The 17512-nt window shown below is 67.2% G+C and carries 16 protein-coding genes and 1 pseudogene; 13 read left to right on the plus strand and 4 right to left on the minus strand.

Features of this window, described 5'->3' with window-relative positions:
- Positions 1-179: 179 nt before the first annotated feature.
- Positions 180-839 carry a TetR/AcrR family transcriptional regulator gene (locus ACYVLQ_RS18365; RefSeq protein WP_460698728.1) on the minus strand — a complete coding sequence of 220 codons (660 nt, stop codon included), beginning with the start codon at positions 837-839 and terminating at the stop codon, positions 180-182.
- Between the two features lie 149 nt (positions 840-988).
- Here ACYVLQ_RS18365 and ACYVLQ_RS18370 point away from each other — a divergent pair, with 149 nt between their 5' ends.
- A complete protein-coding gene (locus ACYVLQ_RS18370) occupies positions 989-1930 on the plus strand; it encodes an oxygenase MpaB family protein (protein WP_460698712.1) in 942 nt (313 codons plus the stop codon).
- Positions 1931-1973: 43 nt separating this feature from the next.
- Here ACYVLQ_RS18370 and ACYVLQ_RS18375 read toward each other — a convergent pair whose 3' ends face one another.
- Both ACYVLQ_RS18375 and ACYVLQ_RS18380 read right to left on the minus strand, forming a co-directional pair.
- Positions 1974-3731 (minus strand): alpha/beta hydrolase, encoded by a 1758-nt coding sequence (locus ACYVLQ_RS18375; protein ID WP_460698713.1) that lies wholly within the window; start codon positions 3729-3731, stop codon positions 1974-1976.
- A 92-nt stretch (positions 3732-3823) separates the two neighbouring features.
- Positions 3824-4390, minus strand: a complete 567-nt coding sequence (locus ACYVLQ_RS18380) for a TerD family protein (RefSeq protein WP_460698714.1) — start codon at positions 4388-4390, stop codon at positions 3824-3826.
- A 146-nt stretch (positions 4391-4536) separates the two neighbouring features.
- Here ACYVLQ_RS18380 and ACYVLQ_RS18385 point away from each other — a divergent pair, with 146 nt between their 5' ends.
- Complete coding sequence (locus ACYVLQ_RS18385; RefSeq protein WP_460698715.1) at positions 4537-4947, plus strand: hypothetical protein; 411 nt, start codon at positions 4537-4539, stop codon at positions 4945-4947.
- A gap of 130 nt (positions 4948-5077) precedes the next feature.
- Complete coding sequence (locus ACYVLQ_RS18390) at positions 5078-5296, plus strand: hypothetical protein (RefSeq protein WP_460698716.1); 219 nt, start codon at positions 5078-5080, stop codon at positions 5294-5296.
- Positions 5297-5301: 5 nt separating this feature from the next.
- Here the strand turns inward: ACYVLQ_RS18390 and ACYVLQ_RS18395 are convergent, their stop codons facing one another.
- Positions 5302-6021 (minus strand): MerR family transcriptional regulator, encoded by a 720-nt coding sequence (locus ACYVLQ_RS18395; protein WP_460698717.1) that lies wholly within the window; start codon positions 6019-6021, stop codon positions 5302-5304.
- Positions 6022-6284: 263 nt separating this feature from the next.
- Between ACYVLQ_RS18395 and ACYVLQ_RS18400 the strand changes: the two genes are divergently transcribed.
- The 10 genes and pseudogenes from ACYVLQ_RS18400 to ACYVLQ_RS18445 all read left to right on the plus strand — a co-directional run.
- Positions 6285-6782 carry a hypothetical protein gene (locus ACYVLQ_RS18400; protein ID WP_460698718.1) on the plus strand — a complete coding sequence of 166 codons (498 nt, stop codon included), beginning with the start codon at positions 6285-6287 and terminating at the stop codon, positions 6780-6782.
- A 50-nt stretch (positions 6783-6832) separates the two neighbouring features.
- On the plus strand, positions 6833-7729 hold the full coding sequence (locus tag ACYVLQ_RS18405) for an ROK family protein (RefSeq protein ID WP_460698719.1): 897 nt from the start codon (positions 6833-6835) through the stop codon (positions 7727-7729).
- Between the two features lie 279 nt (positions 7730-8008).
- A complete protein-coding gene (locus ACYVLQ_RS18410) occupies positions 8009-9127 on the plus strand; it encodes a GAF domain-containing protein (protein ID WP_460698720.1) in 1119 nt (372 codons plus the stop codon).
- A gap of 123 nt (positions 9128-9250) precedes the next feature.
- Positions 9251-10198 (plus strand): conjugal transfer protein, encoded by a 948-nt coding sequence (locus ACYVLQ_RS18415; RefSeq protein ID WP_460698721.1) that lies wholly within the window; start codon positions 9251-9253, stop codon positions 10196-10198.
- A 19-nt stretch (positions 10199-10217) separates the two neighbouring features.
- Positions 10218-10481, plus strand: a complete 264-nt coding sequence (locus ACYVLQ_RS18420) for a hypothetical protein (protein WP_460698722.1) — start codon at positions 10218-10220, stop codon at positions 10479-10481.
- The gene (locus ACYVLQ_RS18425) at positions 10478-11014 is read left to right on the plus strand and encodes a hypothetical protein (RefSeq protein ID WP_460698723.1); all 537 of its coding nucleotides are present in this window, start codon (positions 10478-10480) and stop codon (positions 11012-11014) included. The genes ACYVLQ_RS18420 and ACYVLQ_RS18425 overlap by 4 nt, the downstream gene beginning before the upstream one ends.
- Positions 11014-13530, plus strand: a complete 2517-nt coding sequence (locus ACYVLQ_RS18430) for an ATP-binding protein (protein ID WP_460698724.1) — start codon at positions 11014-11016, stop codon at positions 13528-13530. The genes ACYVLQ_RS18425 and ACYVLQ_RS18430 overlap by 1 nt, the downstream gene beginning before the upstream one ends.
- Positions 13527-16091, plus strand: a complete 2565-nt coding sequence (locus tag ACYVLQ_RS18435) for a hypothetical protein (protein WP_460698725.1) — start codon at positions 13527-13529, stop codon at positions 16089-16091. Before ACYVLQ_RS18430 ends, ACYVLQ_RS18435 begins: the two co-directional genes overlap by 4 nt.
- 74 nt (positions 16092-16165) lie before the next feature.
- Positions 16166-17026 (plus strand): hypothetical protein, encoded by an 861-nt coding sequence (locus ACYVLQ_RS18440; protein WP_460698726.1) that lies wholly within the window; start codon positions 16166-16168, stop codon positions 17024-17026.
- Positions 17023-17512 (plus strand): annotated as a pseudogene (locus tag ACYVLQ_RS18445) (hypothetical protein); the annotation flags it as partial. The gene ACYVLQ_RS18440 and the pseudogene ACYVLQ_RS18445, both read left to right, overlap by 4 nt.

Genomic DNA, 17512 nt, shown 5'->3' on the forward strand with positions numbered 1-17512 from the left:
TCTCGGTCGCCGAGCCCGGACGGCTGTCTCGAAGTCCGACGAATCGGTGACGACCGGCACGGATCGGGCTCGATCAGGCCGCGGAAGTGGTTGAGTTGGTCGAGACACCGTGGTGCCAGCGCTTCCACGTGTCTTTCGGTGCGGCACAACTGAGCTGACGCCGAGCGGTACTCATCGCCCTACTTCCGGTCGGCCGCGGGGGCGCCGACCAGGAGACCGACGATGGAGCGCACGAAGTCTTCGAGGCGCTCCCTGGGATAGGCGTCCGGTTCGCTGACCGCCAGCCTGCCGAGCATTTCGGCGATGCTCAGCAGGGAATTCGTGAGTAGCGCGGAATCGACTGTGGCCCAACGGGAATCGAGGGCGGTGCCCATGCGGACCAGTGCCTCGGCCTGATCGAAGATTCCGGTGCGCGAACTCCGCAGTGCCGCGCGGTATTCGTCCGGAGCGCTGCCGGGGGTGGCGAGGATCAGCCGCCAGCGGGTCGGATTCTCCAGTGCCACACCGACGAAGGCCTCGATCGTCGCCGATGCCGCGGTCACCGGGTCGGCGCCGATGAGGTCGGTGGGCAGCGTGCTCGCCACCTGGTCCAGGCCGCGCTCGCGTTCGCGCTCGAGCAGCGCCTCCACCAGCTCCGCCCGCGTCTTGAACACGGTGTAGAGCACGGGTTTTCCCACCCCGGCCGCGTCCGCGACGGCCTCCATGCTGAGCTCGTGCAGCTCCACGCGGCTCAGCACGGCGAAGGCGGCGTCGAGCAGTTGCGCGCGGCGCTGCTCACGGGGCAGGCGCGGCGCGTAGCGGCGCCGCGGCCGACCGGCCGCGCCGCGGGATTTCGTCACCACCTCACCTCCTACGGCCCATCGTGTCAGCACTCGCACCGCGGGCCGCACGCGGTCCCGGCCCGAATATTACGCGTCCGTTGTATTCGCCGCCCACAATTGCTACGGTGGCGTTGTATTCGCCGCGGCAGCGCACAGAGGAGTAGCTGATGGGCTTCGATCCGACCACCCTTCGCCGGGACGACTACGGGTTCTTCGGCCCGGATTCGCCCAGCTGGAAGATCTGGACCGCCCCGACGGCGGTGATCGGCTTTCAGCGCGCGGTCGTCCTCGAGCACTTCGACCCGTTCCTGACCGCGGCCGTCGCCGACGCGCGCGGGATCTACAGCGACCCGCGCAGCCGCCTGGACAACACCTTCTCCTACTTCCTGATCGTGGCGATCGGCGACGGCCGCACCGCGATCCAGGCCTCGGAGCATCTGATGCGGGTGCACGCCGCGATGACGGGCATCGAGCCGATCAGCGGCAAGCGCTACAGCGCCAACAGCCCCGAGACCCAGCTGTGGATCCACATCACCGGCTGGCATTCGGTCCTGAAGGCCTACGAGATGTTCGGTCCCGGACCGCTGGGCCCCGAGGAGGAGGCGCGGTACTGGCAGGAGTGCGCGATCGCGGCCGAACTGCAGACCTGCAAGCCACAGGACGTCCCCCGCTCCCGGGACGAGGTCCGCGCCTACTTCGAACGCGTCCGCCCGCAACTGTGCAGCTCCGAACGAGCCGAGGAGGGCATGCACCACCTGCTGTGGACCTCGCCCCGCAATGGCGCCGGGCTCTCCTATGCCCTCGGCAGCCGGTTGCTTTCGCTCGCGTCGGTCGCGACGCTGCCGAAGTGGATGCGCCGCCTCGGCGGTTTCGATCGTCCGGGCATCGTGGACCTCGGCATCAAGCTCCCCGCCAAGGTCCTGGTGTGGATGTTCACCCGATTCGACAAGTTCGGGCTCATCAAGGCCGCGCCGTTCATCGCGCCCATGGCCGGGCGGATCCTCGCGCAGCACGTGCGGATGGAACCGCCGACCACCCCCGAAACCATCACCCCCGCGAAGGCCCGCGAACTGTACAGCCTCCGCGCGGCCCGCCCGCTCGCGGGCTGATCGACAGGCCCGGCGCCCGGCCTCGAGAGGGGTAGGCCGGGACTTATTTCTCCTGTATCTCGCGGTCCCAGTCCTCGTCCAGGGCCTGGCGGATGCGTTGGGAGAGTTCGGGGTTCCAGTCCGGGGGCTCGGTCACGGCGGCCCAGCCGTCCAGGACCAACGTGCCGTAGCGGTGGCCGTGGCCCGACGGGACCTTCTGGGCGAGTGCGAGATCCGCGCTGATCTGCCAGAAGGTGACAATGGGCCACCAGCGCACCGAGCGCGACACGTCGGGTCCGCGCGGCTCGGCGAGCCAGTCCGGGCGTTCGAACAGCAGATCCGGCGACCACCACACGATGGGGTCGGAGGCGTGCTGGAGGTACGCCACGCGCGGTGAAAGCCATTGCCCCGGAGGCTGATTCAGCTCATCTGCCGCGGCGGCGAAGCGCACCACCAGTCCGTCTGCGTAGACGGGAAGGATCTCCGGGGTGCCCGGATCGCGGCGCCGTTCCACCTCGGCCCAGATGCGATTGGAATTCGGCGGGCCCACCCACAGCACCCCGTCGGCCTTCGCGCGGATATCGCCCAGGCCCGTGAACGCGGCCTCGGATCCCTGTGAGCCCAGGCTTTCCCCGTAGACCAGCAGCTTCGGGCGCGCCTCGGGCGGGAGCGTCGACCAGCGGGCGTGCACCTTGTCGAACAGCAGCCGACCGGCCTGCGTCGCCTTCTCCCGATCGGACAGGAACGACAGCACGCTGGGCAGATACGAGTACTGGGTGGCCGCTGTGGCGGTGTCGCCGCCGTACATGTACTCGATCGACTCGGCCGTGGTCGAATCGACCCAGCCGGTCCCGGTGGTCGTCACCAGCACCAGCACCTTGCGCTCGAAAGCCTTGGTGCGCTCCAGTTCTCGGACCACCAGGTCGGCGACGGCCGCCGGGTCGGGGGCGGATTCGAGTCCCGCGTACACCCGGATCGGCTCCGTGGCGGGCTTACCGGTGACCTCCGCGATGCGTCCGGCGGTCGGCACGAAGGAGACGAACCATCGTCCTTCGGAACCCAGAGTGTCCCAGGGCGCCAACGACATCGGGCTGCCCGACCGCTCCGGAAGGCGCGGCGGCACCGCCGCCGGAGAGGTGCGGCCGTTGCGCAGACCGAATGCCGAGTTCGCGACATCGAAGAAGCCCCGCACCAGGATGCCCTGGAACAGCAGCGCGAGGGCGACGGCGACTACCACGACGCCACCGGCCAGCGACAGCGCGCGCGGCACCCGCAGCCGCGAACTCAGCAGTCCGGCGACCTTGTTCACCGCCCAGCGCAGCGCTCGGAACAGCAGGACGAGGATCGCGAGGGTGGCGAAGGCGAGCAGTTCGGTCCGCAGATATCCGGAGGTGGTGGTCCTGTCCATGCCCATCAGGCTCTGAATGTCGCGCTGCCAGCGCGCGGACCGGGCCAGGATCGCGGCCGCCCCGACGACGACGGCCAGGAGCACGGTCGCCTTGATCGCGTCGCGCACGCCCTGCGACGGTTCGGCCGCCGCGGTCAGGCGCCGCGGGAGCGCGGGCAGCCGCGGGCGGACCCAGCGCCGAAACATCCACCCCAGCGTCGCGCCCACGCCGTAGCCGATCGCCGCGGTGACCCCGCTGACCAAACCCTGGAAAATCCAGGTCCGCGGCAGCAGCGACGGCGACACCGACCAGGCGAAGAAGATCGCCGCGACCACCACGCCGAGATAACTCGGATGCGCCTGGCGCTCGGCGGTCCGTATCCGGTCCAGGAGGCGGGCGCCGACGGAGGCCTTCGGCAGCGAATCCTCGGTCATAACCAGAGTGTTGCCGGTTTGCCCGGGCGGGTGTCGTTGCCACGCGGGTCACCGAGTGCATCCGGCACGGTGCCGCCGCCGAGGCGGAACGGTCAGTGCAGATACTTGCCGACCAGTGGCACCGCATCGACCGGATGGGCCGCCGAGATGCCCGCCGCGACCTGCCGGAACCGCCAACCGGAGGCGCCGCGCTCCAAGACTCCCATCACCAGCCCGGTATACGGTCCGGCGGGGAGCCGGTAGCGGGTGATCTCGACGCCCGCCTCGTCGTCCACCAGGCGGCAGTACGCCCGCTCGATACCTTCGAACGTCTGGCCGCTGTAGCAGGTCACCAGCAGCACGATGGCGCTCACCTGCTCCGGCAGCCGCGGGAAGTCGACGCTGATCACCTCGTCGTCGCCGGGTCCCTCGCCGGTGACGCTGTCGCCGTGATGGCGCACCGAGCCGTCGTCGGTGCCGAGTCGCTCGTGATAGATCACGTCGACCAGATCGTCGCCGCTGAACAGCAGCGCCGCCGAATTCAGATCGATCTCGGGCTTGCCGCCGCCGAACCACCACCACCAGGACTTCCGCTGCCGCGGATGCGTCGGGTCCCAGCCCAGCCCCATGACGATGTGGTCGATCGGTGCGCCGCTCGATCGGTGCAGCGGAATGAGCACCGCATTGCTCCCCTCCCCGGACCGCGGTGACACAGCGCCGGGCGTCCGGACTTGCGTTGGGCCCCAACCCTAACGGATCGGCCGGGCAGAATGTGACAGACTGTCCCAGACAAGTTTGCGGCCGCCTACCGACGACAGGAGTGATCATGGGGCTCAGGAGGAGGAAGCGCCGGGCGAGCCAGGCGCTGGTCGAGGGCAGGACACCGAAGCGCCCGGTGGTGCTCGACGCGCGCACCCCCGACAGCACCGCCGCCCGGCTGTTCGGTCTCGGGCTGGCCGGAACCGGCGCCGCCCACTTCACCGCGCCCCAGGTCTTCGATCCGCTCACCAGCGTGGCCTTCCCGCGGTCGACGCGGCAGTGGACCTACAGCAACGGATTCACCGAACTGGTGCTCGGCCTCGCGATCACGCTGCGCCGCACCCGCACGCTGGGTGTCGTCGGCCTGATCGCCTATACCGCGTTCCTCGGCAGCCGCGTGGTCGGCCGCAGCGGCGCACCCAGCGGTGCGCACAGCGCCGCCGACCGCAAACCGGCCGGTGCCGCTGTAGACCTCTGATATCCGCGCTGGCGGGAGTCGCTCCGAACTCCACCGGGCCGGAAATGACGTAGGGCACAGCGATTCGCGGTTTCGGCGGCGTTCGGACCGGCAATCCCCGAAATGGAGGCACGCAGCCTGGGGAGAAGGTATGAGACATCTACGCTGGCGCTTGGAATCGGCCGTCGCCACGGCGCAACGGCCGCTGAACCTGGAGACCGCGACGCGGCTGCGGCGGCGCGTGGAGGCTCTCGCCCGGGAAGTCGAGACCGGCAGCTTCACCGGCGTCGAACGCAGCACGCTGTGCCGCCTGCGGCACCGGGCCGTCCAGACGGCCGAGCTGGCCGTCCGGCGGGCCGATACCGCGTAGCGGCGTCAGTGCGTATCCGCCGTCTCCTGCGGGGGTAGTTCCGCGTATCGGGCGAAGGCCTGGTCGAGGAGTTCGGAGGCGGCGCGGGTGGTGATCAATCGCGCGATGGCCAGATCCGACTCGAGCTTCATGCGGTCCTTGGGGGTGCGCTCCGACTCCTCGTAACCTTGCCGGGCGAGGCAGTAGAACAGTTCCGACGCATACCATTCCGCGATCTGATCGCAAGCGCCCCGCAACTGCTCGACCAGCTGGAACGACGCGGTCGTGGACAATCCTGCCTCGACGAGGCGGGTGGCCAGATCGCTGCAGCGCGGATTGGTCAGCTGGTACGCATCCAGCGGATCGTTGCTGGTGTCGAGCACCTGCCGGATGTACTCGGGGAGTTCGGGGGCCCGCTGCTCCGGACCGGGCTCGTTCACCGCCGGAAAGGGTGTCGTCTGCGTTTCCGAGGGGACCGGTTCGCTGACGCCGAGCACATCGGCCAAGCCGTCACCGCGGTCCCACGCGTCGAGGAGTTCGCGGATGCCGTTCAGCTTCATACCGCGACTCAGCAGGCGGCTGATCGTCTGCAGCCGATTGAGATGATCCGAACCGTAGTAACCGACCCGCCCGCGAACATCGGGAGACGGCAGCAACCCACGCTCGTGGTACACGCGGACGCTACGCACCGTAGTGTCGGCGGCCCGCGCAAGTTCGTCGATCGTGAACTCCGACTGCACAGCCATACCTCTTAGCAAACCACAACTAACCCCGTAAAAAACGTATCGTGCCGAAACGAGCCGTTAAGCAACGATACGTCTAGATCACCACTTGGTCAACGTGCCGTTGCGTAGCGGCGCAAGTGCTTGCTGCTGCTCGAATCGTCGGTTAACGTGCGGAGTACAGCAGTTCGCTGCTGGTTTCCGGGGACTGTTGAGCAGCCCCGATGCCCGCCCGACCAGTGGGCCGCGTCCCCTCGGCGCGTGCCCCGGCATCCCCGGAGACGGCTATGACCATTCCCCAGACTCGTCGGCTACTCATCGGCACATACGCGCCGACGCACATCTCGACCGTGGCCCCCAAACCCGTTGCACCCAAACCTGTTGCGCCTCCGATCGCTGCCACCAAGGGTGCGCACCGGCCGCCGTGCGCGGACGGGCCTGACGACTGGGACCTCGATGTCGGAACTCCGGAATCCTGGCGGACCGCGGTGCGAACCTGCAACAGCTGCCCCCTGTTCACCAGCTGCCGACAGCTCGCGGAGACGCTGATCGAACGCGGCGACGGACCGCGGGCCATGATCTGGGCCGGGGTGGCCTACGACAGCGCGGGCCGGATCGTGGAGAACCTCGATCGGCACCGCGCCACGCCCGCCGACCACAAACGCCCCCTGCGCATCATCCGCACCGGTACGAGGCCGGTATGCGCCGAATCCGCCGCGCCCACCCCGCGGCGGCGTATCGTGCTCGGTCATCGGCTCCGCCCGGCCGCCGCCGGCGGCCAGTGACCGGTACTGTGCACGAGAACTCGGAACCTAGGTGTAGCGGTGGGTGACTCATGACGTTGCTGGCTTTGGAGATCGGCCCGGCGGGGTTCGCGGCGAGCCGAGTGGCCGATGACGTCGGCGAGGAGGACATCCGCAGGCATCCGGTACCGGACGGGGCCGCCTGGGAGGTCTGCCGCGATCTGCTGCTGGAAGTGTCCGGCGAGGACGAGGTCACCGCCGTCGGCATCGCATCGGTCGGGCCGATCGATATGGCGGCCGGGGTGGTGGCCCCGCCCGAGATTCCGGAGTGGCGCATGGGGTTCGGGATCGTCGAAGCGGTCCAGAAGCTCTTTCCCGTCGCCTCGGTGCAGTTGGCCCTCGACGGTGTGTGCCTGGGTCTGGCCGAACGCAACTTCGGAGCGACCAGCGAGGTGATGGACGCGCTGTCGATCACGGTCTCGCACCGGGTCAGCGCGGGCGTCATGGTGGGCGGTTTCGTCGTGGTGGGCCGCACCGGAAACGCCGGTCACATCGGGCACATGCTGGTACCCGGGTTCGACGAGCAGTGCGAATGCGGCGGCCGCGGCTGTCTCGAGGCGGTGGCCGGCGGCGCCGCCCTGGTGCGCTGGGCGCAGGGCCAGGGCTGGCCGGGCCACGGTGTCGAAGACCTGGTCGAGGCCGCCGGGACCGGTGACGAGATCGCGGCCGCGGCGCTGGGCCGGGCCGGAACCGCACTGGGCCGGGCGATCGCCTCGGTGGCGCCGCTGCTGGACATCGATCGCGTGGTCGTCGGCGGTACGCTCGCGAAAGCCGGGACGCCGCTGTGGAAGCCGCTCAACAAGGCGGTCGCGACGCATGCGCGGGTGAGCTTCCTGACCGGTCTGCGCGTGGTTCCGTCGGAACTCGGTGACATGGGCGTACTGGCGGGTGCCGGTGTGCTCGCGCTGACGGCGGCACAGGCGGAGTGAGGGCGCGGGCCCATCGATCTCATCGGCTGCCGTGTCGGGCGGACAGTTCAGTTCGCAGAATTCGGGACAAATCGGCAACAGGGGCGTTAACGTCGAATGACCCGCAGCTCAGGCGGGTCCTACCGATTGGTATTGGCTCTGTGTTCAAAGATCCCGCTTGAATGAACCGTTGTACAACGGTACATTGCCTGATGTCAGGAGATGGCTCGATCGAGCCATGATCCGGAGGAACGGCTGGTACAGGCAAGCGCGATGCGAAGTGACGCAGTGATCCCGTGGGTGACGATCGAAACGTTGGCGCCGGACTCGATGTCCGTGGCGTCGGTGGGGGAGGCGCCGCGCGACTTCGCGGGGTGGCAGCGGGTGCTGCAACGACTGCTCAGCAAGATCCCGGCGGTGTACGACAGTTTGTCGACCGCGCGGATCGCCGAGGCGATGCGCGCGACCCGGGACCGGGCCGAAGAGGTCGACCTGCGCATACCGACCCGGTCCGGGGCGCATCTGCTGAAAATTCAGCCGGTGTTCGGACCCGCGGGCGACGTCCACGCGGTCCGGCTATGGCTGGGGCCCGCCTCGGCGCACATCCCGGAGCCGCGCGCCGCGGTCGGTGCGATCTGGGACCTGTCCACGCAGACCCTGCAGCAGCCCAGCGGGATCACCCAACTGTCGGGGATCGCGGCCGAGGAGTACGTGCCGCGCATGTCGATCGCCGAGCTGTTCCATCGAATGTCGGCCTTCGATCGGCATGCCGAGGTTCTCGATCTGCTCTATGCGCCCGCCCTGGGCAGCAAGCTGCAGTTCGACGTCGCGGTCCCGCACGGGTCCGGCCGACCGGGCCAGTGGCGCATCACGATTCGCGCCCGCGACGACGTGCGCACGCGCGGCGCCTGGTGGCTGATCGAGGACGTGTCCACGGAGGAGCTGCCCGCGTCGTGGTCGACCCTCGAGCGGGTGGGGCTGCGGGAAGCGCACCGCCGGGCCGGGACTCATCTCGCGGTGGTGCAGCTCGAGCACACCAGCATCTCGCATTGGCTCACCGACCCGGCGCCGTGGATCCGGTGGGACTATCTTTTCCGGCCGATCGACGTCTTTCACCCCGACGACCGGAATCGGCTGGTGGAGATCGGTGACCGCCTGCGTTCCGGCGACACCGCGGGAGTCACGGTCCGCGCGTTGAACTACGGCGGCGGCTACACGCCGACGTCCCTGCTGCTGTACCCGTATCCGGGATTTTCCAGCCGCCAACTGGCCATCGCGCAGCTGGTGCGGGTCGCCGACGACGTCCCCGTGCTCGAGCATCGGCAGGTCGTGGAGCCGCGGCTGCGCGGGCCGATCGGTTACGACGATCAGCTGCGCCACTGGCTGGCCGACCGCATGAAACGCACACCCGCATACTGATTTTCTACCTTCCCAGAGGCGGGAATAGTGGGGGAAATAGAAGCCCCCGCGCTCTCTACCATTTCGAGAGTGCGGCTAGCGGTTGGCAGAACGGCAGATTCGGGCGATGAGTTACTTCGCCGGATGGCCGCTCGCCGCCGCCGCGACAACGCGATCATCGCGGTGTTGGCCGTCCTGGCGGTACTCGGCGGCGGGCGCACGATCATCGGCTGGTTCACTCCGCCGCCGCCCAAACCCTCCGAGAAGACGACGGTAGCGATCGTCGGTCACGCGCGGTTGGCGGAGTCGTTCGCCGAGGAGTTCGTGGTGACGTATCTGGGGGCGACGGCGGGACAGCAGGACAAGATCAAGGAATTCGTCGACGTCGGCCAGCAGGTGACCCTGCCGACCACGCCCCGGCAGGTCTCCGACGCGATCGTCGTCCACTCCACGCGCGACGTCGGAACGGCACAGCTCGACGTCTGGGCGGTGACTGTCTCGGTGCGGCCCAAGACCTCCGGCGCCGCGGCCGCCCGCGAGTACTACCGGGTGGCCGTATCGGTCGCTGTCGACGGGCGAATGCGGGCGCTGGGCCTCCCGGCAGCCGTCGCTCCGCCGGGCCGGGGCGAGGACCTGATGCTGCGGTACAAGTCGACCTGTGGACCCGATACTCCGCTGACACCGGTGGCCAGTGGCTTCCTGGCGGCTTTTCTCAGCGGCAACGGCGACGTCACCCGCTACGTCGCGCAGAACTCGGGGATCGCGCCCCTGCGCCCTGCCCCGTTCGCGTCGGTGGAAACCGTTTCCGTCGGCGCCGAGAATGCCGACTGCGGCATCAGTAGCTCGACCGCCAAGGTGCTCGTCACGGTCAATCCGAAGGCCGGAACGGGCGCCGCACCTACTTTGGCTTATCCGCTGACCATGGTTCGCACCGCGGGGCAGTGGCAGGTGCAAGCGCTGGATTCGGTTCCGGCGTTGAAGGATCCGCTGACCGTGGTTGCCGGTGGCGGCAACACGGCGGGTGCTTCTCCGAGTTCCACCAGCGCGTCGCCGTCCACCGCGGTGTCCATCCCACCGGCGACACAGAACTGATCCGGAAAGGGGCAGTCTCATGGGTAGTCAATTCGGCTTCATCCTCTCCGAGGTGCTGAATTTCGTGCGCTGGGCGGGGATCATCATCCTCACCATCGTGATTCTCGTGATCTTCATCTCCGAGGCGGCCAAGTCGCGGTTGTCGCCGGGCCGGATTCTCGTTGTCGCCGCGACGGGTCTGCTTGCCGCGGTGCTGTTCTGGCTGTTGCCGACGCTGGTGAACTACGCCCGCGTGGACTCGAATTCGGTGATCCCCGACCACCCGATCGGGAGCTATCAGTGAGTCAGGTGATCAAGGTGTTCACCCCCGTCAAGCGGGTGCCCACCATGATCGGCAAGTCGCAGAGCGGACAGAAGCTACCGTTCGGGCCGTACACACTGCCGCAGGTGGTGGTCGGGATGGTGCTGCTGCTGCTCACCTCGGTCCTGGCCATGACCCTGCCCGCGAACCCGGCCGTCACGTTCGTGTCGGGCACGGCGATCACCATCGCATCGGCATTCGGGATCGGGCTGGTGCCCTATACCGGGGTGCGGCTCTCCTCGCGGATGTTCTGGGTAGGGAGGTTGATCGTGTTCCGGAAACCGGTGTCGGCATCGGGAATGCCGGTGACCGAGGAGTCTGCTCGGCACACCCTGTTCGTCGAGGAGAGCGTGGTCGTCCTGCTCCCCGACCGCGTGGGTGGATCGGCCGGGGGCCGCCTGCCTGTCACTTCGATGGCGAGCGCGCAACCATTGTCAGTCCTCGACCGATGGGCCGGCGCGTCGGCTCGGGCCGGAGGAAACGGCGACGGCGCGCTGTCGGGAGCGAGCCGCTGATGGCGTTCGAACGAGATATTCAACCCACGGCCGCCGTCCGGGGCAACCTGCAGTTCACCCATTCGGGGCTCGTCACCGCGACCTATTTCATCAACCCGCTGGGCTACGGATTGCGCAAGGCCACCGACAAATTCGATGTGAAGGCGGCGCATCACTCACTGATCAACAACCTGCCCAATGGATCATTGCTGCTCGGTATTCAGGCGCGGCTGAATATCCTCGATGTCTTGAGCAAGATGGTCGAGGGCGTCGACCTGGACGAGTGCGAGGACTACGCGCTGGAGGTGGTCGCCTCCTACGAGCGGGTGCGGGCGATTGTCCCCAGAACTCGGATATTTCTGCTGTCGATCCCGGTCGGCACCACGAGCCCGGGGATCTCCTCGCTGTCTCGGGTGTGGCGCGGCGGCGCGACGACCTTCGATCCCACCTCTGTCTCCCGGGCCGAGTTGGATGCGTTCGACGACAAGGCGAATGAGATCCTGTCTCGCATCGGTGGTGATTTCGACCCGGTCCCGGTCCCCGCGTCGATGTTCCAGTGGCTGTGGGAGCACTATCTGTCGCGCGGCGCCGCGGGGGACCCGGTCGCGCCGACGCGCGCCGGAGTCCTCGACGATGCGACGGCGGCGGTCTTCCGATCGGCGGCTCTGGACGAGGGCGCGCAGGCCGACAGTAATCGCCGGTTCCGCCCGTCGTTCGTTCCGGTGATCAAGGTCGTGCAACCGGACTTCGAGTACCGGCCGTCCTATCAGGCGATGCTCACGCCGCACTCGTTCCCCTACGCGGGCATGACATTCCCCGGCGGCAGTGAGTTCCTGAGCGTCCTGGAGGGGGTGGGCGACGCGACCATCGACTGGGCCATTCGGGTATCGGTCAAGCCCGCGGAAACGGTGCTCAAGAACAACGAGCTGAACCTGCGGCGCCTGGGCGAGCAGATGGACCAGCGTGATCAGGAGGTGTCCTTCGCGCAGAACACCCTGATATCGAAGGCTCAGATGCTGGCGGAATACAACCAGCACTTCGAGGTCCACGGCGGTGAGTCAGAGGTATCGTTCACCACGGTCATCGCGGTCGGCAGCGCCTCGCACGACGAGACCATGGACGTGGTCAACACCCTCAAACGCCGGTACAAGCGGTTTCAGGTCGAGATGACGGCGCCGCTCGGCGCCCAGGTCGATCTGTGGTCGATGATGGTGCCCGGCAGTCCGGCCCGCCGCGCGTACGACGATTTCGCCCATATCCTGCCCTCCGATATGTGGTCGGGTTTCGTCCCCTTCACCACCAGTCAGATCGGCGACGACAGCGGGCCGGTGATCGGCGTGAACCTGCTGTCCGGGAATTTCGAACCGATCCACTTCGGCATCATGGAGGCCGCGTACCACGATATGTCCGCGTCGTTCGCGGTCACCGGTGAGCTCGGATCGGGAAAGTCGTACTTCCTGAAACTCATGGCGGTCCTGGTGCACGACATGGGCGGGCAGTTCCTCGCCATCGACCGCAGTCAGGTGGGTGAGTGGGAGCATTTCGCCGCGTCCATCGACGACGCTGTCATCATCGATCTGAGCAATCCGACCGTATCTCTCGACCCGCTGCGATTGTTCGCCCCGAGGGTGGCCGGTGAGCGGACGCTGGATTCGATTCTGCCGCTGCTGGATCTGTCTCCGACCAGCGGCCCGGGCGCTGCCTTCGGCACCCTGCTGACACCCAGGGGGATCGAGGAGCATGGGATCCGCAGCATGCTCGATCTGTTCCATGCGGTGCGCAGGCTCCGTGACCGAAACGAAGGCGACGAATATTCCGACCTCGCCGCGCGGCTGGGAACGATCGTCGACCGGGTGCCGGTGCTGTTCGACGCCGATCTGCCGCCGCTGCAACTCGATGCCGCGGCGACGGTGGTCCGCAGCCACAACGTGGCGCTGCCGACCGCCGAGGAACTCACGACGCCCCACATGTACAACCGTCTGCCGCTGACCAAGCGGCTGGGGACGGCGTTGTACGAATTGGTCGGAGTTGCCGCACGGGAGGCGTTCCTAAACGACAACGGCCGGTTCGGGCTGCTCGTCGGGGACGAGGCGCACCATTTCACCCAGACGCAGGTCGGGTCCGCGGTGACCTCCGACTTCAGCCGTGACGGCCGCAAACACCTGGCGGCGATCGGGCTGGCGTCGCATGATCCGGCCACGGACTTCCAAGGGGCGGCGCACAATCTGATCCCGAACCGCTTCGTATTCCGTCAGCGCGACGAGACCCTGGCCCGCAACAGCCTGGAATGGCTGGGCGTCGATCTCCAGGAAGCACCCTTTCTGCTGCAGATTCTGCGCGAGGAGACATCCCCGGCGACCGGTCCCGGTCGGTCGGTCCCGGAGGAGCGGCGCGGCGAGGTGTTCATGCGCGACGCCCTCAATCGAATCGGGCGGGGCAAGATCCTCGGGCCCGCACGCGAGGACCGTGCCGACGCGATCAGCAGCACGCCGGGGGTCGTGCGTGCCGCGCTGCCGGAGGGACGGGCAGCCTCGTGAAGCCGCGCGACACGAAAGGTCCCAGACGCGACCGGTGGATCACCGAACGACCGTGGGAGCTGGAGTATTTCGACCCCGAGCGGTGGCGGCCCCGGGAGCTGTGGCGGCGCTGTGGCCTGTGGATCGGGGCGACCCGCCGACGGCGTTGGACGGCGTGGACGCTGGTCATCTTCTTCTTCGTCGTGGTCTTCCCCTTCGCCGTGGGGTCCGTGGCGATCGCCGCCTCCGGCTCCGATACCGCTCCGGCCAATGGCCTCGGGTTCCTGGAGGTCAAGGACTCGTCGGGCGTAGACGTCTCGCAGTACACCTTCGCGACCAATCACGGCAGTATTCTCAATCCGGGTGACACTTTCGTATCGTCCTTCATCGTCATCCTGTTCGCGGGTTGGCTGTTCATCGCCCAGGTGTTGGTGTGGCTGGTGGGAAAGGGGATCGACCTTTCCTGGCTCGATACATTCAGGCAGCCGCTGCTGGGCGCCGCCCAGAGCTTCGCGGATCAGATGGGAACGCTGGCCGTCTCGTTCACTGCGGCGGCCATAGGCGCTTTGTTCATCGCGTACTTCCTCGTGCGGGGATTCGTCGCCAAGGCCGTTCGGCAGATAGTGGCGCTCCTTCTCGCGGCGACCTTTTCCGGCTTCTTTCTGACCAATCCGATGGCGCATGAACTGAGTAAGGACGGCTGGCTCGCGCAAGGGCGGGACGTTGGCCTGTCGGTCGCGGCCGGACTGAACGGGAACAGTAACCCCAACCCGAATGCGCTCGTCCCGGCATTGCAGGCCAGTATGGCCGACAACTTCATTCGGAAGCCGCTGCAGGTATGGAACTTCGGCCACGTCGTAGACATGCGGCCGGAATGCAAGGCAATGTGGTCGACGGCCACGAGTGTGGGTGACGAAGACCAGATAAAAGAAGGCATGAAGACATGTGGCGACTACGGTGCGTACAAGTCCGCTGACAACCCCCGTGCTGCTCAGATCGCGATCGGGTTTCTGATGATCTTTGTTCAGCTGGTGCTATGCGTCGGGTTCGGGTTCATGATCTCCAATCTCACGCGTGCCGTGCTCGCCATCTTCATACATGGTTTCATGATAATTTTCGGATTTGCTGCGGGCGCCTATATCTATGGTCCCTCGCAGACGTTTCTCGTGACTAATGTGGTGTCTACCGGGTTCGCTGTCCTGCGATTCATGGGCTACTGTGCGGGCACCGGTGTGGTCCTGCTCATCTCCGACAATCTGCTGAGCCAGGCCGGTGGGAACGTATTAGCGGTGCTTGTGTTGTGGCCTTTCTTCATGATCGTCGGTGTCGTCGAATTCCGGCATTTGCGGGACAGTATGGGGCGGGGCTCCGATTGGGTCGCGAACCGGACAGCGCTGGCAATCCAGGGCGCTGGCGAGGGTGTCGGCGGTGGCGGCGCGGGTGCCGGCGGTGTCGGCGGGCGTGCACTGGGAATGGGAATGGGAATGGGAGAGACCGCCGCCGGGACGAATCATTTCAAGATGATGGCGGCGATGGCTGGGGCGAACACCATCTCCAATTTTGCACCGCTGGAGTGGTTGGTCGGCGGAATTCCCGGCTTCGGTCACCCGCAGTCGAAGATGAAGCGGGACCAGGCAAGGGCGCAAAAGGCTGCCTGGTCGGACCCACTATATGGCGGTAAGCGGGGTACGTATCGAATCTCGAATATGAATTGGCACGCATTCTCGGTCGGTGCGCGGGAAAAGGGGATTAAGGCCGGTGGGCTCGACACCTGGCGGGGTGCCGCTGGCGCCCTGCAGGGGCATCTTGACTCGGGGGGCTTTCCGCAAGGTTTCCTGGGTGCATACATAGGCGCTGGGGGAAATGCCGAGCGAAAGGCTCACATGGTTGGGAGGGACCAGGGGGTCGTAGAACGCTTGATTGCGGACGAGCCGTTCAAGAATAAGCACCTCTCCCGCCTTGCTGCCTCGATTCGAAACGCCCACGATTTGTCGAATGATTATCTCAACGGGGATGTCGACGCCGAGCGGGTCATGGCCGCTTACGGAACTTTGAATCAATCGGTGGAGATGTATCGAGATTCGCACAAGGGGGGTGGACAGATCCATTTGGATCCCCTGCACGAACGGCTGGCGAAGGATTATGTTTACAATAGGGATGAATCGCTTGAATCCAAGATCCACTTCGTCGAGGCGTTGAACGACGTTGCACATCTGGGTGATGCTGCATACGCCAACTATAAGCCGCCGAAGGAGGATGAAAAAGGTCAGCCGAACCGGTGGTACCAGATACTCCAGGACCATGGTGTGGAGAGCAAGGACGCGGACCGCATGCGTCGGTGGATCACCAACGAGCACGCGCTGGATGTGCAGAGGGTCAAGAACCGCTTCTTCGACGATGTCACGGATCAGAAACGGTTCCGGAAGTTGCGCAATTCGGCCTACGAATCTATCCGGACATATAACCGTATGTGGGGAGACGCTGGACCGTCGCTGTCGGTGACGCCGAGTACGGGTGGATCCCACTGGCGGGACGTTGAGTGGTCGGAGAAAATGGCCGCCGTCCGCGACGGTTTCGATTGATCGGTTTTCGATCGGACTGAAACCATCAACCCGCAGGAGGAAATGTGAAGATCGGCCGACTCATATTCCTCTCGATGGTCCCTTTCCAAGTATGGCTGGGGCTGATGGCGCTGCTGGCGGTGCTGGGAGTGCTGGCGGGTGCGGGCATTCTGGTCGTGCTCGCGGTGGGTGAGAACACGTCGTCCGCGGCCGCGGATTTCCGGTACCAGTGCGACAGCGCGCTCGGTCCCGATCCGTCCGCCACCGAGACGGCCACGTCCACGACGTCGGCCGGACCTCGTACCGGGTCCGCGCGCGAGACGATGGCGCCCTCCGACATACCGACGACCAATCCGTACGCCGAGATGACGATCGCGCCCGACGAGACCGAGGCGTCGGCCTGGCAGCGGTCGTGCCTGACCGCGATGCGGTCGGCGCCGTATCAGCTTCCGGCGCTGGATACCGTCAATCGTGGCCCCGCGGTCGACTGTGCCCGCGGCGTGGCCCTGCAGCAGCTGGGCGGGCGAACGGTCACCGACGACGCGACGCTCGCGCAGTACGTGATAGCCCAGGCGTCGGAGGCGGCGGTGACGGGGCGCTGCGAGCTATCGGCGAATACCACCGCCACGGGCGGGCAAGATGCCGTGACACCCGGGAGAACCGCGGTCGCGGGGACGTGCTCGCGGTCGGCGGTGACGACCGTGTCGGAAGTGGTGACGCTCCCGAGCACCGTTGCGGGACAGGCGATGTGCGGCCAGCGCGTCGACCCCTACGCGACCTCGCCCGGCGACCTGGTGTTCTGGAACTATCGCTCCCATGCTCCGACCCGCGTCGGGGTCGCTGTCGATGCGTCCCACGTGATTACCGGCGACCCGGCCACGGGACAGGTTGTCGAGCAGTCGATCCCGAGCGGCAGCGAGGTGCGGGTGAAGCGGGTGTTGAAGGGGGCGACGTGACCACCGCGGAGGTGTTCCCGACGGCGGTCGAGCCGGTCGACGACGCCGATGCGGGAGCGGGAACGGCTGCGGCGGAAGGAAATTCGACGCCGGGGTCGGAGACCCCGTGGACCCGGCGGCGGGCGCCGACGCCCCGCCTCACGTCGCCGTGGGCGCCGAATCAACCAGGCGGGTCGCAGTCGGGTGCGCCCTCGCAGCCCGGGGCGACGGCCCCGGGTGAGGGCGGGCAGTCGCAACTGGTGAATCCGAATCAGGTCGCCCCGCCGCCGACGATCGGACCGAAGCAGGCGCAGCCGGGGCAGACCGCGCCGTCGCCGGGGGACCCCGGTGCGCCCGCCACCGCCGCCCCGGCGCAATCCGGTACGCCGCAAGCTGTTCCGGCTCCGCCACCGCCCGCCGAGCCCGAGCCCTTGGTCAACCCGGACATGGTCTCCAGTCTGGCTCCGGCCGCGTTGCAGGCGGGTGCGATGGCGGCGAGCATGCTGC

The sequence above is a fragment of the Nocardia thraciensis genome, from assembly GCF_054782435.1.